Source organism: Nitrosomonas sp., assembly GCF_024282095.1.
Classification (GTDB): Bacteria; Pseudomonadota; Gammaproteobacteria; order Burkholderiales; family Nitrosomonadaceae; genus Nitrosomonas.
On sequence record NZ_JAMWZS010000022.1, the window covers coordinates 25,138 to 47,084 of the forward strand.

At 44.0% G+C, this 21,947-nt stretch carries 17 protein-coding genes; 12 read left to right on the plus strand and 5 right to left on the minus strand.

Translation table 11 applies throughout. The annotated features are described in order from the left end of the window. Nucleotides 1-66 precede the first annotated feature (66 nt). The 6 genes from Q0K92_RS07955 to Q0K92_RS07980 all read left to right on the plus strand — a co-directional run bounded on the left by Q0K92_RS07955 (nucleotide 67) and on the right by Q0K92_RS07980 (nucleotide 8,671). Complete coding sequence (locus Q0K92_RS07955) at nucleotides 67-2,388, plus strand: hybrid sensor histidine kinase/response regulator (protein ID WP_297325272.1); 2,322 nt, start codon at nucleotides 67-69, stop codon at nucleotides 2,386-2,388. A 27-nt stretch (nucleotides 2,389-2,415) separates the two neighbouring features. Further along, nucleotides 2,416-3,480, plus strand: coding sequence for a chemotaxis-specific protein-glutamate methyltransferase CheB (cheB, locus tag Q0K92_RS07960; RefSeq protein WP_297325273.1), 1,065 nt, complete (start codon nucleotides 2,416-2,418; stop codon nucleotides 3,478-3,480). A gap of 80 nt (nucleotides 3,481-3,560) precedes the next feature. Next, complete coding sequence (locus tag Q0K92_RS07965; protein WP_297325274.1) at nucleotides 3,561-5,549, plus strand: response regulator; 1,989 nt, start codon at nucleotides 3,561-3,563, stop codon at nucleotides 5,547-5,549. A gap of 217 nt (nucleotides 5,550-5,766) precedes the next feature. Then, nucleotides 5,767-6,894 carry a Re/Si-specific NAD(P)(+) transhydrogenase subunit alpha gene (locus tag Q0K92_RS07970; protein WP_297325275.1) on the plus strand — a complete coding sequence of 376 codons (1,128 nt, stop codon included), beginning with the start codon at nucleotides 5,767-5,769 and terminating at the stop codon, nucleotides 6,892-6,894. Between the two features lie 88 nt (nucleotides 6,895-6,982). Then, the gene (locus tag Q0K92_RS07975) at nucleotides 6,983-7,291 is read left to right on the plus strand and encodes an NAD(P) transhydrogenase subunit alpha (RefSeq protein ID WP_097104187.1); all 309 of its coding nucleotides are present in this window, start codon (nucleotides 6,983-6,985) and stop codon (nucleotides 7,289-7,291) included. After that, the gene (locus Q0K92_RS07980) at nucleotides 7,292-8,671 is read left to right on the plus strand and encodes an NAD(P)(+) transhydrogenase (Re/Si-specific) subunit beta (protein WP_297325276.1); all 1,380 of its coding nucleotides are present in this window, start codon (nucleotides 7,292-7,294) and stop codon (nucleotides 8,669-8,671) included. 89 nt (nucleotides 8,672-8,760) lie between these two features. Here Q0K92_RS07980 and Q0K92_RS07985 read toward each other — a convergent pair whose 3' ends face one another. Both Q0K92_RS07985 and Q0K92_RS07990 read right to left on the minus strand, forming a co-directional pair. Further along, complete coding sequence (locus tag Q0K92_RS07985) at nucleotides 8,761-10,167, minus strand: EAL domain-containing protein (protein WP_297325277.1); 1,407 nt, start codon at nucleotides 10,165-10,167, stop codon at nucleotides 8,761-8,763. 191 nt (nucleotides 10,168-10,358) lie between these two features. Continuing rightward, nucleotides 10,359-11,405: a phosphoglycerate mutase gene (locus Q0K92_RS07990; protein WP_297325278.1), complete on the minus strand. Its 1,047-nt coding sequence runs from the start codon at nucleotides 11,403-11,405 to the stop codon at nucleotides 10,359-10,361. Nucleotides 11,406-11,858: 453 nt separating this feature from the next. On the opposite strand from Q0K92_RS07990, the gene icd reads away from it, so the two are divergent. After that, entirely contained in the window at nucleotides 11,859-13,109 is a 1,251-nt protein-coding gene (gene icd / locus Q0K92_RS07995; protein ID WP_297325279.1) for an NADP-dependent isocitrate dehydrogenase, read from the plus strand. A gap of 159 nt (nucleotides 13,110-13,268) precedes the next feature. Here the strand turns inward: icd and Q0K92_RS08000 are convergent, their stop codons facing one another. After that, nucleotides 13,269-13,472, minus strand: coding sequence for a cold-shock protein (locus Q0K92_RS08000; RefSeq protein WP_013964362.1), 204 nt, complete (start codon nucleotides 13,470-13,472; stop codon nucleotides 13,269-13,271). A gap of 297 nt (nucleotides 13,473-13,769) precedes the next feature. Between Q0K92_RS08000 and clpS the strand changes: the two genes are divergently transcribed. The 5 genes from clpS (at nucleotide 13,770) to ribD (ending at nucleotide 19,834) form a co-directional block, all read left to right on the plus strand. Further along, nucleotides 13,770-14,084, plus strand: coding sequence for an ATP-dependent Clp protease adapter ClpS (gene clpS / locus Q0K92_RS08005; protein WP_297325280.1), 315 nt, complete (start codon nucleotides 13,770-13,772; stop codon nucleotides 14,082-14,084). Nucleotide 14,085: 1 nt separating this feature from the next. Further along, nucleotides 14,086-16,341 carry an ATP-dependent Clp protease ATP-binding subunit ClpA gene (clpA, locus tag Q0K92_RS08010; protein WP_297325281.1) on the plus strand — a complete coding sequence of 752 codons (2,256 nt, stop codon included), beginning with the start codon at nucleotides 14,086-14,088 and terminating at the stop codon, nucleotides 16,339-16,341. Between the two features lie 538 nt (nucleotides 16,342-16,879). Beyond that, entirely contained in the window at nucleotides 16,880-18,127 is a 1,248-nt protein-coding gene (gene glyA / locus Q0K92_RS08015) for a serine hydroxymethyltransferase (protein ID WP_297325282.1), read from the plus strand. A gap of 63 nt (nucleotides 18,128-18,190) precedes the next feature. After that, nucleotides 18,191-18,649 (plus strand): transcriptional regulator NrdR, encoded by a 459-nt coding sequence (gene nrdR, locus Q0K92_RS08020; RefSeq protein ID WP_297325283.1) that lies wholly within the window; start codon nucleotides 18,191-18,193, stop codon nucleotides 18,647-18,649. 99 nt (nucleotides 18,650-18,748) lie between these two features. Continuing rightward, nucleotides 18,749-19,834 (plus strand): bifunctional diaminohydroxyphosphoribosylaminopyrimidine deaminase/5-amino-6-(5-phosphoribosylamino)uracil reductase RibD, encoded by a 1,086-nt coding sequence (gene ribD, locus Q0K92_RS08025; protein WP_297325284.1) that lies wholly within the window; start codon nucleotides 18,749-18,751, stop codon nucleotides 19,832-19,834. A 12-nt stretch (nucleotides 19,835-19,846) separates the two neighbouring features. Here ribD and Q0K92_RS08030 read toward each other — a convergent pair whose 3' ends face one another. After that, nucleotides 19,847-20,407 (minus strand): response regulator transcription factor, encoded by a 561-nt coding sequence (locus Q0K92_RS08030; RefSeq protein ID WP_297325285.1) that lies wholly within the window; start codon nucleotides 20,405-20,407, stop codon nucleotides 19,847-19,849. A 5-nt stretch (nucleotides 20,408-20,412) separates the two neighbouring features. Next, the gene (locus tag Q0K92_RS08035) at nucleotides 20,413-21,672 is read right to left on the minus strand and encodes an ATP-binding protein (RefSeq protein ID WP_297325286.1); all 1,260 of its coding nucleotides are present in this window, start codon (nucleotides 21,670-21,672) and stop codon (nucleotides 20,413-20,415) included. Between the last annotated feature and the right edge of the window lie 275 nt (nucleotides 21,673-21,947).

Below are 21,947 nucleotides of genomic sequence, written 5' to 3' on the forward strand. Positions count from 1 at the left end.
CCGAGGCAAGCGCAAGCGCTGAAAATTTTCCGGAAATGACTCTGCATTGGGAGATTCATGGTGGTAATGAAACTCGATCCTGAAATAATGCGTCAGTTGATGCTGATGTTCAAGGTTGAACTGGGTGAGCAGTCACAACTCATCACCGAGGGCTTGCTTGCACTGGAAAAGGGAGTTTCCGGCGAGCAGCGTGAGGAATGCCTGGATGGTATTTTTCGTGCTGCGCATAATATCAAAGGTGCAGCACGTGGCATCGACGCGAGAGATATCGCCAGTATTGCGCATAGCCTGGAGACGCTATTCAGTAAATTCCGCCGGGAGGAAATGGCGGTCAGCTCGGAGTCTATTGATCGATGCTTGTTGGGTCTGGACCGCATGAAACTGATCATGGCGGCATTGGAATCCAATCAGCCACCGGATTCTGACATTCAGGATCTGCTGGATTTGTTGAATGGACAACCGGCAGCTCAACTGGAGCCCAAGCCTAAATCCGCGCTTGCGCATGCTGTAGAGGAAGAAATCAGCGGTAACCCAGAGATTTCTGTCGAATCAATCAAGCAACCTGAGCAGGCAATTTCGATGCCGGCAGCGGCTTCAAATCCACCATCAACCGCGACAGCGGAATTCCCCAGTGCACATGAGAATACCGAGACGATACGGGTCTCATTGCATAAATTGGATCAGTTTTCCGCCCTCGTGGAGGATTTGCTGATTTCCAAGATTGAGATGGAAGAACACCTGGATGCCACGAAGTATTTATTTGACGAATCACAGTCTTTTTATCGTGAGTGGTTACAGTATCTGGAGACACTCAGGAAAGCGAATGCGGTCGCACATGTCGTGCAGGAACATGATCCGCTGGAAACCATGACAGCTGTTCTTAATCGCTTTAGAACGAATACTCAGCAACTGTATAAGCAAATGCGCGACGGGAATAACCGCGCCGGTCTGACTTTTCTTCGGTTGCAGGACCAGGTGCGTGCGTTGTACCTGGTGCCTGCTGCGACGCAGCTACAGCCACTAGCGAGATTGGTGCGGGATGTTGCGCAAGAACTGGAGAAGAAAGTCAATTTTGAGATTATCGGTGGTGACATCGAAATGGATCGTCCCATATTGGAAGGCATCAAGGATCCACTGATACATTTGCTGCGTAATGCTATCGATCACGGCATTGAGAGCCCTCAGGAAAGACGTGCCAGAGACAAGCCTGAAATCGGGCGTCTGACAGTTGCAGTCAGCCGGGAAAATGATCGGATTTTGATGACGGTTAATGATGATGGGGCTGGCATTGATGCCGATAATGTGGCACGGTATGCGATTAGAAAAAAGATACTGACCCAGAATGAAATTGCTGTACTCAGCAGGGCGGAGATCATGCAGCTTATTTTTCGCCCAGGATTCTCCAGCAAGGAGATTATTACCGACATCTCAGGGCGAGGAGTCGGGCTGGATGTCGTTTTAACCAGCATACGTCATTTGAAAGGCCGCATCACAGTAGATACGGTTGAGGGAAATGGCACCACGTTTGTTCTCAGTTTGCCATTAACGTTATCGGCGGATCGCGGCTTGTTGGTGCGTGTCAGTGGGAGTGTATTTGCTATTCCGATTGCTGCGATTGAACGTGTGATGGAGATCAGGCAGGATGACTTGGTCGAGATTGGCGGCAGCCAGGCCATCCTGATTGAAAATAAGGCGATTCCAATTCGTGATCTGGCCGCTGTTCTGGAGATTGGGCAATTCCGCTTTGGCGTTTCGGAACGACTGCCGCTAGTTGTGGTTTCGAAGGGCTGGCAACGCGTTGCGCTATTGGTTGAGGAAATTATCAGCGAACGAGAAATTGTGATCAAACGTTTGAAACCGCCTTTAAAATCGGTTCGTAATGTCATGGGAGCGACTTTTATAGGCAGTAGTGACGTGATTGTGGTATTGAATCCTGATCATTTAGTGACTTCTGCGTTACGCTTAGGCAGTGCCGCACAACTTTCGGTGCAAGAACAAACTGCAGTGGAAAGAGAAATGCATGCATCGCATATTTTAGTGGTGGATGATTCGATTACCATTCGTACCTTCGAGAAAACGCTATTGGAAGCCTGTGGTTATCAGGTGACAGTGGCGGTTAACGGGCAAACTGCATGGAATTTATTACAGAAGCAGAATTTTGATTTGATCATTACTGATATTGAAATGCCACTGATGAATGGTTTTGAACTCAGTGAACGAATTAAGCGTAGCGAGAAATTCAGAAATATTCCAATTGTTATTGTGTCTTCATTGAGTAGTGAAGCAGAAAAGCGTCGGGGAATTGAGGTCGGTGCCAATGCTTATATTGTTAAGAATCAATTTGAATCAAAGGTGTTGTTGGATGTGATCCAGCAATTAATAGGATAAATGGCAAAATAATGATTGGGAAACTGGATGATACGGATTCTAATTGTAGAAGACTCCGATGTAGTTAGCCTGTTGCTCAAGACCATTTTTGAGAGTGAACCCGATATGCAGGTGATCGGACGAGCCAGGGATGGGCGTGAGGCAGTGCAGTTGACGCAAGAACTGAACCCTGATCTGGTCACGATGGATATTCGCATGCCGATCATGGATGGTTTTCAGGCAACGCGTTTAATTATGTCGACACATGCGGTGCCGATTGTTGTGATTAGTTCCAGTATTGATGATGAGGAATTAAAAATCACCTTTCGTGCGATTGAAGAAGGTGCCCTGGCTGTGTTGGAAAAGCCGCTGGGATTGAATCACCTCGGTTTTGAGGCGGTGCGCAAAGAAATGATCGATACCCTGCGTTCCATGGCGGAAGTGAAGGTGGTGCGCCGTTATGGGCATGCGTGCAGGGGCGGATCGAGCATGTCTGGGGCGGCAGTCATGGCGCAACACAGCAAGCCGTATGAGATTATTGCAATTGGTTGCTCTACAGGCGGTCCGCAAGCACTATTGACAATATTGACGGAATTTCCTCGGGAGTTTCCGATACCGATAGTGGTCGCACAGCATATCAGCAAGGGGTTTGTCAGCGGATTGGTTGCCTGGCTGCAAGAGAACGTCTCGCTACAGATCAGGCTGGCCACGGATGGACAAAAATTGCAGCCGGATACGGTGTATTTTGCACCGGACAACTGTCATTTGCTGGTCGAACGCAATCAAGACGGTTTGATTGCAAAATTAAGTGATACACCGGCAGTCAATAACTTTCGCCCATCGGCTACACCGCTATTCAGATCGGTGGCGGAAACCTGTAAAAATCAAAGTGTGGGCGTGTTGTTGACCGGAATGGGTTCCGATGGCGCCGAAGGGCTACTGGCAATGCGGCAGGCGGGATCGCATACGATCGTGCAAGATGAAGCGAGTGCTGTGGTTTATGGCATGCCCGGATCCGCCATTGCATTGAATGCCGTGGACCAGGTTGTGCAGTTGCAGGATATGGCATCCTATTTATTGAGTCTGGTAAGAAATGAGCATACTGACCGGTAGCATTTGTGGAATTCATGCTGTGCCGCACTGGGTTTATCGAACAGCTGAATGGTTGTGTGAAAAATGAAAGGAGAATATCCATGCCTGCATTGAATGAAACCGACCGGGAATCGAAGCAATCCGCTGATGGACGCTATAGTATTCTTGTGGTTGATGATATGGCTACTAATCGCATGTTGGTGCGTGCAGCACTGAATCATTCCGAGTACAACATTCTGGAAGCCAAGGATGGCGAAGAAGCGCTGCAATTATTGAGTGTTCATCCGGTTGATGTGGTGTTGCTTGATGTGAATATGCCGGGTATGAACGGTTTTGAAGTATGCAAGAGAATTCGGCAAATTGAGCAGATGAGGTTGCTGCCGGTGATCATGCTGACTTCTGAAGAAGATACTGACAGTATTGTGCATGGCATCAATTCAGGTGCTACGGATTATTTGACCAAGCCTTTTCAACCGAATGAATTAATGGCGCGCCTGGCAGCTGCGGCGGAACGTAGCCGGTTGAGTGCGGAGTTGATGATGGCGCGCCAGGCTGCGGAATCAGCCAATCAATCCAAAAGCGCATTTCTTGCTACGATGAGCCATGAAATTCGAACCCCGATGAATGTCATCATCGGATTGTCGCATTTATGCTTGCAGACCAAGTTGGATAACACACAAAGTAATTATCTGGAAAAGATCAATCATGCAGCCAAGTCGTTATTGGATATTATTAACGATGTACTGGATTTTTCGCGTATCGAGGCCGGTAAGCTGGAGTTGTCAAAAGAAGACTTCGATATACGTGTATGTCTGGCGCGGGTGGATTCTCTGGTGGGTTATCTGGCGCGTGATAAGGGACTCAGTTTTAGGATTGATATTGCCAATGAGGTTCCCTGTTTTTTGTATGGAGACGCGGTGCGTTTAGGTCAGATACTCATTAATCTGGCCGGTAACGCGGTCAAATTTACCGAACAAGGATCGGTAACCATTCAGGTCGTTGCGAACATGCTTAAATCCGGTTCAGTGGAGCTGCAATTCTCCATTCGTGATACGGGCATCGGATTGAATTTTGAGCAAATTGAGCGCTTGTTTAAATCATATAATCAGGCTGAAAACTCTATTCATCGTAAGTATGGGGGAAGTGGTCTGGGCTTGGCGATTAGTCGGCAGTTGGTTGAGTTAATGCAGGGGCGTATCTGGATTGAAAGTGAATTGGGTCATGGCAGTGTATTCCATTTCACTGCTTGTTTCGGACGCGGGAATGAAGCTAGAGAAAGTTTAGTTCATCAGGCTGACGAGCTTGAGGCGGCAAAAGCAAAATTACAGGAGGCTTGCATTCTCATTGTTGAGGATAGTCCGTTTAATCAATTGGTGATTCAGGATCTATTGGGATTAGTGGGCGCAATGACTGTGATTGCGAATAATGGGCAAGAAGCGCTGGAGCGGCTGGCCACTGAAAAATTCGACTTGGTATTGATGGATACACAACTGCCGGTGATGGATGGTTTTGAGGCTACGCGACGTATCCGGGCGACAGCAGAACTAGCGGAACAACGCATTGTTGCGATGACAGGTAATGTGACCACAGAAGATCGCAATCAATGTTTGGCTGTAGGCATGGACGGCTTTATACCCAAGCCGATCGATCCTCCTCAATTATATCGGATTTTAGCCAAATGGCTGCCCAATAATCCGGTTGCGCAAAGTAACAGGAGCAATGAAATTGAGGAAAAAAAGGTGCAATCTCCGGTGGATGTCACGATTTTGCATCGAATGTTTCATGACAATAAGACGTTGGTGCGCAAATTTGCGCTTAAATTTATCGAAGTCTCCAAGGACGTATTGGCCGAGATGTATGTGGCGCAAGCCAAGAGAGATTTACCAGAATTAGGCCGCTTGGGGCATAAATTAAAAGCTTCTGCCAGAACAATCGGCGCTTCAAGTTTTGCTGATTTATGCGAAGAACTGGAGCAAGCCAATTTGAACAATAGCTGGCCTGATGCAGAGTCGTTGCTGGCAGAGATTCCGGTATTGCTGGCGCAGATTACGCAGCAGTTACAGCGAGAATTCGGCGCGATGGATAAGTGAATTTCTCCACGCTCCCGGTTCTTGGCTTGTGTGACCACAATTAGCGTATTTGCTCGGATGCGCTATCAGAAAATCAAGTGATATCAAGTTTTTCCTGATCCAAGTAATGCATTACGTGCAAATTGATTTATAATCCGCAGTTCATTAAAAGAATTCAGCACAATTTCGGTTTTTGTTTTAATTTGCAAGCAGGCTGGTAAGAAAAGGGAGATCATCAATGCATATAGGCATACCCGCAGAGATTCGCGGTGGAGAAACGCGTGTAGCAGCTACACCGGAGACCGTGAAAAAATTTACTGCCAAGGGTGTTCATAAAGTTTCAGTGCAATCAGGAGCCGGCGCAGGTGCCAGCATACCGGATTCAGCATATCAAGAGGCAGGCGCGACTATCGTCACTGATGTGGCTGAGTTATATGCACAATCACAAATTATACTCAAGGTACGCGGCCCGGAATCCAACGAATTGGCAATGATGCGTAAGGACGCTGTGTTGCTGGGTCTGCTGTCACCGCACCAGAAGGATGGCATAGCGGCATTAGCTCAGCATGGGCTGACTGCATTTGCGATGGAAAAGCTGCCGCGTATTTCTCGAGCGCAAAATATGGATGTTCTATCATCACAAGCGAATATTGCCGGCTATAAAGCGGTGATTATGGCGGCTGATGTGTATCAAAGATTTTTCCCTATGTTGATGACAGCGGCAGGTACTGTGAAAGCGGCGCGGGTTCTGATCCTGGGCGCTGGTGTTGCGGGTTTGCAGGCGATTGCAACAGCGAAAAGGCTGGGGGCTGTGGTAGAAGCCTTTGATGTGCGGCCAGCAGCTAAAGAACAAGTAGAAAGTCTGGGTGCTAAGTTTGTCGAAGTACCACTGAGCGATGAAGAAAAGGCAAAAGCTGAAACAGCGGGCGGGTATGCAACGGAAATGTCTGATGACTATAAGCGTCGTCAAGGTGAGCTGGTGCATGAACGCGCGATCGCAGCAGATATTATTATCACCACTGCTTTAATTCCCGGGCGCCCGGCACCTGTTCTGATCAAAGAAGAAACTGTGCGCGCGATGAAACCGGGTTCGGTGATTGTGGATATGGCGGTTGAGGCAGGTGGTAACTGTCCTTTATCAGAACTGAACAAAACCGTGGTGAAACATGGCGTGCATCTGATTGGTATCGCAAATATTCCAGGTTTGGTCGCAGCGGATTCCAGCACACTATATGCACGAAACCTGATGAACTTTCTCAACTTGATGCTTGATCCGGAAAGTGGTGAGCTTAAGATTGACCGTGGCGATGAAATTATTGCCGGAACGTTGGTTTGTGCGGGCGGTGAAATTATCAGCAAGCCATAATGAATGGTGAGCTCAAGCAAATTTAACGTATCATCTATGCAATTGTCACGTCTAGAACGTGCAATTAACGAATTTAAAAGGAGTAATCATGATTGGTGAAATTGATCCGGTTATTATCAATCTGACAGTTTTTGTACTGGCGATTTTTGTTGGTTATCATGTTGTATGGAATGTGACACCTGCTTTGCATACCCCGTTGATGTCAGTGACTAACGCTATTTCCGGCATTATTCTAGTGGGTGCGATGCTGGCGGCGGGGCCGACTGAAACGGATTGGGGCGTATGGTTGGGCGCTGCTGCAGTAACATTAGCTGCGATTAATGTTTTTGGCGGATTTCTGGTAAGTCAACGTATGCTGGAAATGTTCAAGAAAAAAGACAAAAAAGGAAACGCGTAAATGTCAGCAAATATGGTAGCACTTGCATATTTAGTGGCTTCGGTATTTTTTATACTGGCACTAAAAGGTCTAAGCTCGCCTGAATCTGCACGCCGTGGAAATTTGTTCGGTATGGTTGGTATGGCGATTGCGGTTGCCACAACCTTGACGCTTACCCAGAACTGGCCTTTGATTTTAGGTTGTATCGCAGTGGGCGGTATTATTGGTGCGCTTGTTGCGCAACGTGTGCAAATGACAGCAATGCCGGAATTGGTCGCATTTATGCATTCGCTGGTTGGTTTAGCGGCGGTATTTATTGCGATTGCAGCGGTTAATAATCCGGTTTCATTCGGTTTGCCGGAAGTCTTGCCCGCAGGCAGTAAATTGGAATTGTTCCTGGGCACTTTTATCGGTGCCATGACATGGTCAGGTTCAGTCATTGCGTTTCTGAAACTGTCCGGGCGTATGAGCGGCACACCGATCGTTTTTACTGGCCAGCATATGATTAATTTGCTGCTGGCAATCGCCATGATTGGATTTGGTTTGTGGTTTTTCTTTAGTGAAACAACAAACTGGACCGCATTTATTGCCATGACTGCAATTGCTTTCATTCTAGGATTCCTGATTATTATTCCTATCGGCGGTGCTGATATGCCGGTGGTGATATCCATGCTGAATTCCTATTCCGGTTGGGCTGCAGCGGGTATTGGTTTTTCTCTGGGTAATCCGATGCTGATTATCGCTGGATCATTGGTGGGCAGCTCGGGTGCGATTCTTTCCTATATTATGTGTAAGGCCATGAATCGGCCATTTCTATCTGTCATACTCGGTGGTTTTGGCAGTGATGGCGGTACGGTGGCTGCTGATGACGGGGTACAGAAAACATATCGCAGTGGAAGTGCTGAGGATGCAGCTTTCCTCATGGGTAATGCAGACAGTGTGATTATTGTTCCTGGGTATGGATTGGCGGTTGCGAGAGCGCAGCATGCTGTTAAGGAATTGGCTGAACTGTTACATGAGAAAGGCGTTAATGTTCGTTTTGCGATTCATCCGGTAGCCGGACGTATGCCCGGACACATGAATGTACTGTTGGCAGAAGCAGAGATTCCTTACGAACAAGTTCAGGAAATGGAAGAAATTAATAGCGATTTCTCAAATACGGATGTCGTGTTGGTGTTGGGTGCGAATGACGTGGTAAACCCCGCGGCAAATGTTCCGGGCAGTCCAATCTATGGCATGCCGATATTGGATGCACATAAAGCGCGTACGGTAATGGTTGTTAAGCGTAGTATGGCGGTAGGTTATGCAGGTCTTGATAATGATCTATTTTATATGGATAAGACCATGATGATATTCGGGGACGCCAAAAAAGTCGTTGAACATATGGTCAAGGCGCTATGATGCCTTAATAGTACTAATGAATAAAAGGGGCAATATTGAGAAATATTGCCCCTTTTATTTTCAGCTTAAGGTGTTGCGGGGAGTAAGAATTATAATTCGAGATCTCTGAATGGATAAGCTTTAGCAATACCAAATCCCTGTGCATAATCAACACCAATTTCTTGTAACTTTGCAATGATGTCGTCAGTTTCCACTAATTCTGCAATTGTTTTAATACCGGCTTTCTGAGCTAGTTTATTAATAGCTATTACTTTCGCTAAATCTTCCTCATCGCGAAGAATATTGCAAATCAGGCTGCCATCAATTTTCAGGTAATTTACTTTCACTTTATCAAGTAGCGCAAGCGAGCTAGGATCATGGTTAAAACTGCATAGTGAAAGTAGGCAACCTAATTCATGAATTTTTTGTGAAAAAATAACCGTATCTGTAATGTTTGCCTCTGCATCTGATATTTCAATTTCAAAGCAAAGACTTGAAGCGGCTACATTCATTTTTTGTAATTGATCTTGGATGAAACCAGGAAAAGCATGATCACTTAAGGTATCTTTAGCAACATTAAGGCAAAATATTGAATTAGTTTGGTGAGTAGATAACCATTTTGCGATATGGCCGACTATCCACCGATCCAGTTGTGGCATCATTTTAAATTGATCGACAAAGGGTAAGAATGAGCCTGGTGGCATCAGGTTATTCTCTTCCTCATTCATGCGAATTAGAATTTCATAGTGTGATGGTGAAGTGGTGGTGGGTTTGACAGAGCTGATTTGTTGGTAATAGAGATTAAATTCTCCCCCTTCAATTGCTTGTACGATACGTGCGGATGCTGTTGTCATTTCTGCACTGAGTGTTTGGGTGCTTTGAAGGGCTGCATTGTCTCCAGTCGGTGGATTATTGGTTCTTCGTGGTTCCGGTTTAACTGAATTTTCTACTTTATTTTTTAAAGAGACGCGACTCTTTTCCTGTGTACGTGGAGTATGCACTGTGTAGAAGCCAATTGTTTTTCCTTTACTGTCAAGATGTGGAACATATTGCTCAGTGAAAATATAAGGAAAGCCCTTGATTGATTTAAGAGTGCGTTCGTTATGTACGGTTTTCCCCGCTAAAATCTCTGTAATACAATTTTTAATATCAGTGAAAAATTCTTCGTCGGAGAATTCCATTAAAAGCCGTCCGTCTATTTGATCAGGCTTTAATCCAAACCATCGGCGAAAGATTCGGTTATGATAACGGCAGCGTAGATCAACGTTGAAGTAGGCCAGCATCACAGGGATATTTTCATCGATAAATAATGATTTTATTTTGCTCTCTGATGCCTTCTTCTCAGCCCATAGTCGGTGCTTTATCTCATTTGAAAGTCTTTCCTTGCTGACTAATAATTGGTCTGAATAGTTTTTGATATTTTTTTCTGCGCGAGCCGTTTGGATAAATATTGCTATTAGTGCGAATATTAAAGACAGCCATAGTATGGCTGACCAGTGCAATGCGAGTTCATTCAAGAAAAATGTACTCATTATTAGAGCGATAGTAAGTATTAATGCAGTGCAAGCAGCTAAATATGGCCTGACAATATTAAATAGAGAGGTTCTGTGCATGACGGTTCCTTGTTCTTAATATCTGTGAGTTTTAGTAAAAGCTGCTGCTGCAACTTGGTCAAAATAAAAAATAATATTGAAATGTTTTGATTTGTTTAGTGCTTTACTAGATAAAAGGAAAGTGGGTGGGTTACTAGCCAGAATTTCCATAAATTAGAGCGCATGATTACAAAATCCTGAGATGAAGTTTCGTTTAGGGTCGTGATGGTTAATTGGTCAATTTTTCCCTTTCTCAGGGCCTTATATAGGGGGGAAAACCAACTTTTCTCCAGATTCGTCAAAGTTTCACGCCAGCCATAAGCATTTCTGTATTTGGCTTTTCCAAGCAGAGTATCTAATACCATCAGATGATTTCCTGCTGTTCCAAGTTGTAGCCATTCATCAGCGTGGGCAGGTAATTTTGAATGGCTGAGGTTGCTCGCCGCTGCTAATGCACGCGGTAAGTCATGGTCACTCCAGATATGTGTATAAGGAGCTTGTATCGATTGTGGCATATTTCCTCCTCCCCAGAACCAAACACTATTGATGGATAATTCTCCGCGAGATTCACGTGCTTGATTAACCGGGTGTTCATAAAGCAACATCTGGATTTCATTGAAAATCTTGTGCCAAATTATACTTTCACTGCCTGTAGGTAAAAAGCCATTAATGTTCATGCATGTGACTTGACCGAGTGTATATGTCTGGATTTTCGGTACTTTTGATAATCGGATATACCAACGATCTGGACGCAGTGGTAGGATAGAGAAATCGTAGTGATTACCGATGTTGTGATTTAAATCTTGCACTATTTGCTCGGCTTCTTCTTTAGAAATTTCGAAAGCTTGATTATCAGCTAACATGATGTGGTTTTGTTCGATTCGTAGATGCACAGGATCGGCTCGCATCCAGAAATCTTTACTGGTTTTTGCTAAACCCGGGTTGTCGATGCGCAACATGATTGGTGCAATAGGCCAGCTGTTTTGTTGTTGTGCTATATTAAACGCTTTGCATAGCCACATCTCTATTTCCTGTGATGGATGCTGCGTAGAAGTACTTTTTGCTAACAGTATCTCCAAAGATGGTATTGACAAATCACTATAAATTTCTGGCTGCGAAGCATCGGGCCAAAATAGGTTGGGTATAAGAAGATTTAAATTCATTAATATGATGCGAGCCGTTTATATTAGTATTATGTAGTGTATTGATTTTGTGAATTTAATGTGCTTGGATTGTATAAATAGTTGGTAAGGGATTGTACTTGCGGTATCTTGTTGGGTAAATAAGCATGAGCGTGTTTATTGATCGCAATAGAAAGGTATCAAGTTTACTCGTATAATAATAAAACTATAAGAATTACGAAGTTTATTCTACCAGTAGCTAAGTTAACGTTAACGCGCAGTGAGCAGGGATGCTTTCTACTTAAAATGTGGTACCAATGAGACGAGTGTTCTGCTCGGGATTTCTAGGACTGATTTTTAGCTGGGACGTCTTGAATTTTCTTTGAATGCGGCATGTTAAATATACTTACATAAGTAATTGTAAATGTTGTGTGTTATTCTGAGCGTAAGAGATTGATGAGATGATAATTTGATATTCCAATACTTGGAGATGCAATGTACCAGCATATAAAGGTGCCTGTTGATGGCAAGAAAATTCAGATTAATGATGATAATTCGTTAAGTGTGCCAGATAATCCCATTATTCCTTTTATTGAAGGAGATGGGATTGGTGTTGATATTACTCCCGTAATGCGGAAGGTTGTCGATGCAGCAGTTGAAAAGGCATATGACGGTCAACGTAAAATCTCATGGATGGAAATTTATGCTGGTGAGAAATCAACACGAATTTATGGGGCTGACGTGTGGTTGCCGGAAGAAACTCTAGCGGCAGCAAAAGAGTTTGTGGTTTCAATTAAAGGCCCATTAACAACACCGATTGGTGGAGGTATTCGTTCGATTAACGTAGCACTTCGTCAACAACTCGATTTATATATTTGCTTGCGTCCTGTGCGTTATTTTGCTGGTGTCCCTAGTCCGCTAAAGAATCCAGAAAAAACTGAGATGGTGATTTTTCGTGAAAACTCTGAGGATATTTATGCAGGGATAGAGTGGGAAGCCGAGTCGGAGTCAGTCAAGAAAGTTATTAATTTTCTGATTAAGGATATGGGAGTTGCCAGTATACGTTTCCCTAATACTTCGGGTATTGGTATCAAACCAGTTTCAAGAGAAGGGACAGAACGCTTTGTTCGAAAGGCAATTCAATATGCGATAAATAATAAACGTAAATCGGTTACTTTCGTTCATAAAGGTAACATTATGAAGTTTACCGAGGGTGCATTCAAGAAATGGGGATATGCTTTGGCTGTTAAGGAATTCGGAGCAGAGTTACTGGATGGAGGTCCTTGGATGAAACTGTCACGAGAAAGTGGCGGTATTGTCATTAAGGATGTAATTGCAGATGCTTTTTTGCAGCAAATTTTGCTACGCCCAGAAGAATATGATGTGGTGGCAACTTTGAACTTGAATGGCGATTATATTTCTGATGCATTGGCAGCTCAGGTGGGTGGAATAGGAATTGCACCAGGGGCTAATCTGAGTGATTCTGTTGCAGTTTTTGAAGCAACACATGGTACGGCACCAAAATACGCTGGAAAAGATCAAGTTAATCCTGGTTCTATTATCTTGTCTGCGGAAATGATGCTGCGGCACTTAGGCTGGATAGAGGCTGCGGATATACTTATTAAAGCAATGGAAGCAACCATAAAGGATAAGATAGTCACTTATGATTTTGCACGTCAGATGGGGGATGCTCAGCAAGTTTCTTGCTCAATGTTTGGCGATTCAATGATTAGGCATATGAATTAGCAGGTTATTGCAAAGGCAAAGACGCAAAGGCGTGTGTGTGGTGGTATGGGAGTAAAATAGCCCCCCTAACCGCTATGGCAAGGGGGGTAACTGCTATATGTCTTTATGATCTTACTGTGTCAAAAGTCTACGCCAGTTTTCATTTTTCTGAACAAACAGTTAAGCGGATTGGATATTAGAGGCTTGTTTTCCTTTCGGGCCTTGAGTGACATCAAAGCTCACTTTCTGACCTTCTTTGAGTGTTTTAAATCCAGACATGTTGATTGCTGAAAAGTGTGCAAATAAATCTTCACTACCATCATCAGGAGTAATAAAACCAAAACCTTTCGAATCATTAAACCATTTTACTGTACCTGTTGCCATCTCTACTTCCTATATTAAAAACTGGGCCGGAAACCCTAATACTATTTGAATTTCAAGACCATTGACGGATAAAACCGGTACCGCAGAGAACTTGAAGCCAAACGCCATATGCCGTTTTACGCAAATCCGGGGTTAAAGTCAAGCGGTTACATCATATTATTTTGTCATGAGGATTGGATGATTATCTCAAGATACTTGAAAAAATTGTCGTAATCGTCAAATATGTCCATGGTGAAGTACTTTATACTAATTAATATCCAATTTTTTGATAGAGATTAGTAAGAAAGGAAGGCAATTATGGCGGGAAGAGATTCTGATACTGCTGTTTATAAAGAAGAAAAGGCTAAAGCTAAAGAGAAAAGTCCTTCAATGTATAAAATCTTATTATTGAATGATGATTTTACTCCGATGGAATTTGTCATTGAGGTGTTAAAGATATTTTTTTATATGAATCAAGAAGAAGCAACGGAAACAATGTTAAAGGTGCATACAGAGGGGGTCGGAGTGTGTGGCGTGTACACAAGTGATATTGCAAGCACTAAGGTTAATCAGGTGGTTGCATATGCGAGAAAAAATCAACATCCACTTAGGTGCGTAATGGAGGAAAATTGAGATGATTGCCCCTGATTTAGAAGTCAGTTTGCATATGGCATTTGTAGAGTCTAGACAAAAGCGCTATGAATTCATTACGGTCGAGCACTTACTGCTGGCTATGCTGGATAATGCGAGTGCTGCAGAAGTATTAAATGCTTGCTTAGTGGATACTGAAGATCTGCGATCAGTATTGTTGGACCATATAGCACGTCATACACCCGTGATTAATGGTAGCGAAGAAGTTGATACGCAACCAACCTTAGGTTTTCAGCGCGTCATTCAGAGAGCCATTCTCCATGTTCAATCATCTGGAAAGAAAGAAGTTACTGGTGCAAACGTTCTGGTATCAATATTTGGCGAGAAAGATTCACATGCTGTCTATTTCTTGCATCAAAGGGGTGTAACACGCTTAGATGTGGTTAATTATATTTCACATAATATTCGGAAAACACCACATGAAAATGATGCTAAAACTGGAAATGAAGGGGATGGGGAACACGAATCCAGCGCTGGAGGAGTGCTAGAGAATTACACAATAAATCTTAATCATTTGGCATTGATCAATAAGATTGATCCATTGGTAGGGCGTGAAAAAGAGATCGAGCGAGTTATACAAACGTTATGTCGGCGTCGTAAAAACAATCCCTTGTTGGTCGGCGAGGCCGGTGTAGGAAAAACTGCAATTGCAGAAGGTTTGGCAAAACGCATTGTTGAAGCAGATGTGCCCGATTTACTTTTGAAGCATCAAATTTATGCGCTTGATATGGGAGCTTTATTGGCTGGGACCAAGTATCGAGGAGATTTTGAACAACGTTTAAAGACACTGTTGAAACAACTGACCGATAATCCGGCGGCTATTTTGTTTATTGATGAGATCCATACATTAATTGGTGCGGGTGCTGCCTCGGGAGGGGTTTTGGATGCATCGAATCTTCTAAAACCTGTTTTAAGTTCTGGGCAATTACGATGTATCGGTGCCACAACGTTTAATGAGTATCGTGGAATCTTTGAGAAAGACCATGCGCTATCTAGGCGTTTTCAGCAGATAGAAGTTAATGAACCTAGTGTTGATGAGACTGTTGCCATTTTGCGCGGCTTGAAATCACGCTATGAACAGCACCATAAGGTTAAATATACTGCCAGCGCATTGATCTCCGCAGCGGAATTATCAGAGCGCTATATTAATGATAGACATTTACCTGACAAGGCAATTGACGTACTCGATGAAGCAGGTGCAGCTCAGCGTATATTGCCAAAATCGAAAAAACGTAAAGTTATTGGTAAAAGTGAAATTGAAAGCGTGGTTGCCAAGATTGCGCGAATTCCTCCACAAAATATTTCCACCAATGATCGTAACAAGCTGAGAACATTGGAACGTGACATGAAAGCCATTGTTTTTGGCCAAGATAATGCGATTAATTCATTGACCGCAGCCATTAAAATGGCAAGAAGTGGGCTGGGTAATCCGCGTAAACCAGTAGGCTCTTTTCTTTTTTCAGGTCCGACAGGAGTTGGTAAAACCGAAGTAGCTAGGCAGCTAGCCTACGCACTGGGTATTCATTTGCATCGCTTCGATATGTCTGAATATATGGAGCGCCATGCTGTCTCTCGTTTGATTGGTGCGCCACCCGGATATGTCGGCTACGATCAAGGTGGATTGCTGACAGAAGCAGTAATTAAGCATCCCTATTCAGTTTTATTATTGGATGAAATTGAAAAGGCACATACAGATATTTTTAATATTTTATTGCAAGTCATGGATTATGGGACACTGACGGATAATAATGGACGCAAAGCAGATTTTCGCAATGTTATTATCATTATGACTACAAACGCAGGTGCCGAATCCCTTACTAAGTCCTCAATTGGATTTACGAAATCAAAATCTGCAGGCGACGAGTTGGTTGATATTAAGAGGCTATTTACTCCTGAATTCCGTAATCGGCTTGATGCGATTATTTCATTCACTCCTTTAGATCAGGAAATTATTTTACGAGTAACTGATAAGTTCCTGATTCAATTGGAAACACAGTTGCAGGAAAAGAAAGTGGAAGCAACATTTACGGAGAAATTGCGCAAATATCTTGCAAAACATGGTTTTGATCCGCTGATGGGTGCACGTCCTATGGAGCGGCTTATCCAAGATACTATCCGTAGCGCATTAGCAGATGAATTACTGTTCGGGCGTTTAGTCAATGGCGGTAAGGTAACTGTTGATATTGATAGTAATGATAAAGTAACGCTGTTGTTTGAAGAAGAGGCTGCAATTATTTGATCTATAACTTTCTAGCTACTACATATAAGAAACAGTTCTACTGTTATATTTGCCCGGAAAGATAGTGGGATACCTGTCGAAAGCTTTGGTTTGTTTTTGTCACACTGTTTTTTTATGACCTTGGCGCATCCCGTTGTCGCTCAAACTTACCAATGGCGATTGGCGATGTCTTGGCCGGAAGGCACGCCGTGTGGGGAGAGATGAAGAAAAAAAGCGATATTAAATTCGTACTTTTCCCGGGGATGTATTGAAAGCTTTCAAACAGGTCAATGATTAATTATTGATTGAAGCTGCTAAGCAATCACTGCTTACTAAGAAAATTATTGAGAATCAAAGAGAATTTCTTGGTAAGGCGAAAAATTGACCTAAGATCATCGATGAAGATTATCTGCAATTAAGATAAATTCATTTTCTTGAAGAATGAGATTCTTTTCTTTTTTATTTAACTGTCTTGTGATCCACTATCTGCGTTTCGGCAGGTAATGGTAATATATGTATTTTCTCGGTTTCCAAAAAATTTCAAAGGATTGGTATCACCATGTTTTCTCAGAAACACACAATAGAAAATGTCGACCCAGAAGTATGGCAAGCGATTAAAGGCGAAGTGCAACGTCAAGAAGAATATATCGAATTAATCGCGTCGGAGAACTATGCAAGTCCTGCTGTTATGCAGGCACAGGGCTCCGTTTTAACCAATAAATACGCCGAAGGCTATCCGACCAAACGCTATTACGGTGGCTGTATGTACGCCGATCAGGTGGAGCAATTGGCGATTGATCGATTAAAAGCACTCTTCGGTGCTGAATACGTCAATGTGCAGCCACATTCAGGTTCTCAAGCCAACGCAGCGGTTTATCTGTCAGTGCTGAAGCCTGGCGATACTTTGCTGGGCATGTCATTAGCGCACGGTGGCCACTTAACGCATGGCTCCAGCGTTAGTATGAGTGGAAAAATTTTCAATTCAGTTTCCTATGGTTTGCATCCGGAAACTGAAGTGCTTGATTATGATGAAGTTGAGCGATTAGCTCACGAACATAAGCCAAAAATGATTGTTGCAGGTGCTTCGTCTTATGCACGAGTTATCGATTGGAAACGTTTTCGCAAAATTGCCGATGCGGTGGGTGCGTACCTTTTTGTCGATATGGCCCATTACGCTGGATTGGTAGCTGCCGGTTTTTATCCCAATCCGGTGGGCATCGCGGATTTTGTGACGAGTACTACGCACAAAACCCTACGTGGCCCACGTGGCGGTATTATTATGGCCAAACCTGAGCATGAAAAAGCGCTGAATTCCGCCATCTTTCCACAAACGCAAGGCGGCCCTTTAATGCATGTGATCGCGGCTAAAGCAGTTGCATTTAAGGAAGCTGCTAGTCAGGAATTTAAGGACTATCAAGAGCAAGTCATTGAAAATGCGCGTGTCATGGCGAAAGTACTAATTCATCGTGGTTTGCGAATTGTGTCGGGTCAGACGGATTGTCATATGTTTCTGGTTGATTTGCGCGCAATGAATCTGACTGGTAAGAAGGCAGAGGAAGCGCTTGAGTTGGCGCATATCACGGTTAACAAGAATGCTATCCCTAATGATCCGCAGAAACCGTTTGTAACCAGTGGTATTCGCGTTGGTTCACCAGCTATAACCACGCGAGGTTTTAAAGAACTGGAAGCAGAACAATTGGCTAATCTCATAGCCGATGTATTGGCTGCGCCTGAAGATGCGTCAGTTTTGTCACGTGTGGCTACTGAAGCAAAACGATTGTGTGCAAAATTTCCGGTGTATGGATAGCTCATCAAGCTGAGCAGCTATTAAAATGATCTGTTCAGCTGATTATTGTTGGTTTGGCGTAGTATGAAGTGTCCTTTTTGCAACGCGGATGATACCAATGTGATCGATTCTCGTGTGAGCGAGGACGGTCAAAAAATACGCCGTCGTCGGCGCTGTCAATCTTGTGATAAACGTTTTACAACCTATGAAACCGTCGAATTGCGTTTGCCTCAGGTTGTAAAACATGATGGTAGTCGAACGGAGTTTGATCGTAATAAATTATTGACGGGATTTAAACGAGCACTGCATAAACGTCCGGTTCCTACCAGTTACGTGGATGCTGCGATCGATCGTATTGTGCAGAAGTATTTAAGTATGGGAGAACGAGAAGTCTCGTCGCGCAGCATTGGTGAAAGTGTGATGCAAGAACTGCATAAGCTTGATCAAGTGGCTTATATCCGGTTTGCATCTGTGTATAAAAGCTTTCAGGACGTCGATGATTTCCGAAATGCAATCAATGACGTACAAAAATCAGAACAGTGAATGTAACTGAAGAAAGTATTCGGGATCAGTCCGAGAGTTTTTTGCTTGTAGTTTTATTAGCATACCGATAGATCCTCAATCATATCTAGCAATTTTCAGATGTTTTCTTCCGCCGATTATGCCTTTATGTCTTATGCGCTACGATTAGCTGAGAAGGGACTCTATAGTACAACGCCAAACCCGCGTGTGGGTTGCGTGATCACCAGCAATGGTGAAATTGTGGGCAGCGGATGGCATGAACGGGCGGGGCAACCGCATGCGGAAATTCATGCATTACATGCAGCTGGAAAAGTAGCACGTGGCGCAACAGCCTATATAACCCTGGAGCCTTGCAGTCATTATGGACGTACGCCGCCTTGTGCCAATGCTTTGATTGAAGCAGGCATCGCCAGGGTCATCGTGGCCATGGAGGATCCTAATCCACTGGTATCTGGACGTGGTTGTGCACTATTGCAACAAGCTGGCATTACCGTACAAATAGGCCTGCTACATGTGCAAGCGCGCGCACTCAATGTGGGTTTTGTTTCCCGCATGCTTCGTAAAAAGCCCTGGATCAGGTTGAAAATTGCTGCAAGCCTGGATGGTAAGACTGCGCTGAATAATGGCAAGAGTCAGTGGATCACCGGCGAAGCTGCGCGGCAGGACGGACATCGATGGCGGGCACGCTCATGCGCTATTGTGACGGGTATCGGTACAGTAAAATCCGATAATCCTCAGCTGACAGTACGTCATATTGAAACATGCCGTCAACCCAAGAAAGTCATCGTGGACAGTCACTTGGCTATTTCATTGGATGCTAAATTACTGCAGGGTGGGGAGGTATTGATTTTCACTGCTGATAACGGGAATCAGGAGAAAAAAACGGCCCTTGAGAAGATGGGGGTGCGAGTGATTGTTTTACCCAATGCTGAAGGCGTGGTCGATCTGGGAAAAATGATGGCTATGCTGGCTGATTTTGGAATAAATGAAGTATTGGTAGAAGCTGGGTGTGGGTTGAACGGTGCTTTGGTTAGCGCGGGATTGGTCGATGAGATGATCATTTATCTTGCGCCGCATCTACTCGGTGATGATGCGCAAGGGATGCTGAAACTACCTGAATTGGTAGACCTGCAGCAAAAGGCAACACTTGCAGTTCAGGATCTGCGCATGATTGGGCAAGATATACGGGTAATTGCAACGTTATAAGATTGTCTCTAGTTACTCGCGATGCGGTCTTTTGGCAAGTTTACGTTGCAATGTGCGGCGATGCATGTTCAATATTCTTGCGGTAACCGATATATTGTTGTCATTTTCCGTGAGAATCCGCTGAATATATTCCCATTCCAGTCGGCCTACCGATAAGGGGTTTGCACTGATAGGTATATCCGATTCACCAACGACACGTTCAAAAGCAGCCATAATTTCGTCGGCATCAACAGGTTTGGCGAGGTAGTGTGTAGCACCCAGTTTGATGGCCTCAACCGCTGTAGCGATACTGGCATAGCCCGTCAGCATGACGATACGTGTGCCGGGATCCAGGGATCTTAGTTTCTCGACCAAAACCAATCCAGACTCACTGGATAATTTTAAGTCGACAATGGCATATTCGGGTGTTGAAGCTTCAACCAAATTCAATGCATCTTCGATCGTATGCGCGCATGCCACGCTGAAGCCGCGTTTTGTCATGGCTTTTGCCAGCACATCACAAAAAACGGTGTCGTCATCGACAATCAATAGACTGGGATACTCGTTGTTATCGCTTAATGAAGATTCAGTCATGACATCTACCTTATCAACGGCAAAACGACTTGTGTACAGGCACCACCCTGTTCAAGATTAAACAGGCGGACACTGCCACCAAATCGTTCAATATTTGCATTGGCCAGAAATAGACCGATTCCAAAGCCTTGCCCCGGTGTTTTGCTGGAAAAAAAAGCTTCACCGGCGCGTTGCATGGCTTCTGCGGACAAACCTTCGCCATCATCAATGATTTCAAGATGTAGCATCAGATTCTCCCAATTGCTTTTGATTTCAATACATTTTGAAGAAGCATCGGCGGCATTATTAAGCAAATTTAATATCGATTGACTCAGCAATTGATTATCCATAATTTTAGGGACAGGTTGTATGTCTGTACTTTGATAGGTGAATTTTACAGAAGGGCGTATTAGCTTCCATTTATCAAGAATCTGACGCAGGAACTCATCGACGGGTAACTCACTGCCATGCTCAGCCCTGGTTTGGCCGGCTTTCGCCAATAATTGGGTTAGCGTCTGCTTGCAATGAGTAATCTGGTCCCGCAGGATGCGAACGTTATTCTGAAATTCACTATCGTGTGTGTACTCTTGCTGTAATTCCCGTGTCACCACAGCCATGGTTGAGAGTGGTGTGCCAAGCTCATGTGCGGCACCGGCTGCCAGTGTTCCCAAGGCAATAATTTGTTCATTGCGTAATGCATGTTCTCGCGCTTTGGCAAGATCTTGATCCCGCTCTCGAATGGAGGAACTCATTTTAACGACAAACCACGCAATGATTACGGTGCTTAATACAAATGCTAACCACATGCCTGACACATGCAATGCGAATTCAATGAGATGATTGCTGTGTTCGTGCGGTAGGGGTACGTAATTAAATAGTAATAGTGTATAGCAAGCGATTGTGATAATCGCCATGACCCATGTATAGCGCCAGGGTAGTGTGGCGGCAGCGATAGTCAGTGGGAGTAAATATAATGAAATAAATGGATTGGTTGATCCACCGCTAAAATACAATAACGTGCTGAGTGCTAAGACATCAATTAATAATTGCAAAAAAAATTCTATATGCGATACCGGCCATTTGCGGTGCAGACGTATCCAGGTCAATAGATTTAATAGTGCGAGTAACGCGACAACTGAGATCATCTGAGTCCAGGGGATTACTATTTCAATCGTCCAATACACTAAGCCGAGTGTGAGACACTGGGCGATGATGGCGATACTTCGGAGTAGAAATAAGCGTTGTAAGTTTTTGCTGAGAGGTGATTGACTAAGGTCACTGAACATGATGAGGGGAGAGAATGAATTCCTGGCGTGGTTAACAATAGAACATTAGCTTAAATTTTAGTGTATGGCTATGTGACAAATTGTCTCAGGGCTATTCATAAGGCATTAAAAGCGATATTTAGAGACCTTTGCAAAACCATCAGTTTTCGCTGCAGATTCTTTAAATCCCACTTCAATGTTGAAGATCAGGTAAATTTTGGTGAATTCTTTGCAAAAAACTAAGAGATAAAGGCGCTATTGCGCCATTTCTTGGTTAAAAGACGTACCTTGTCTGT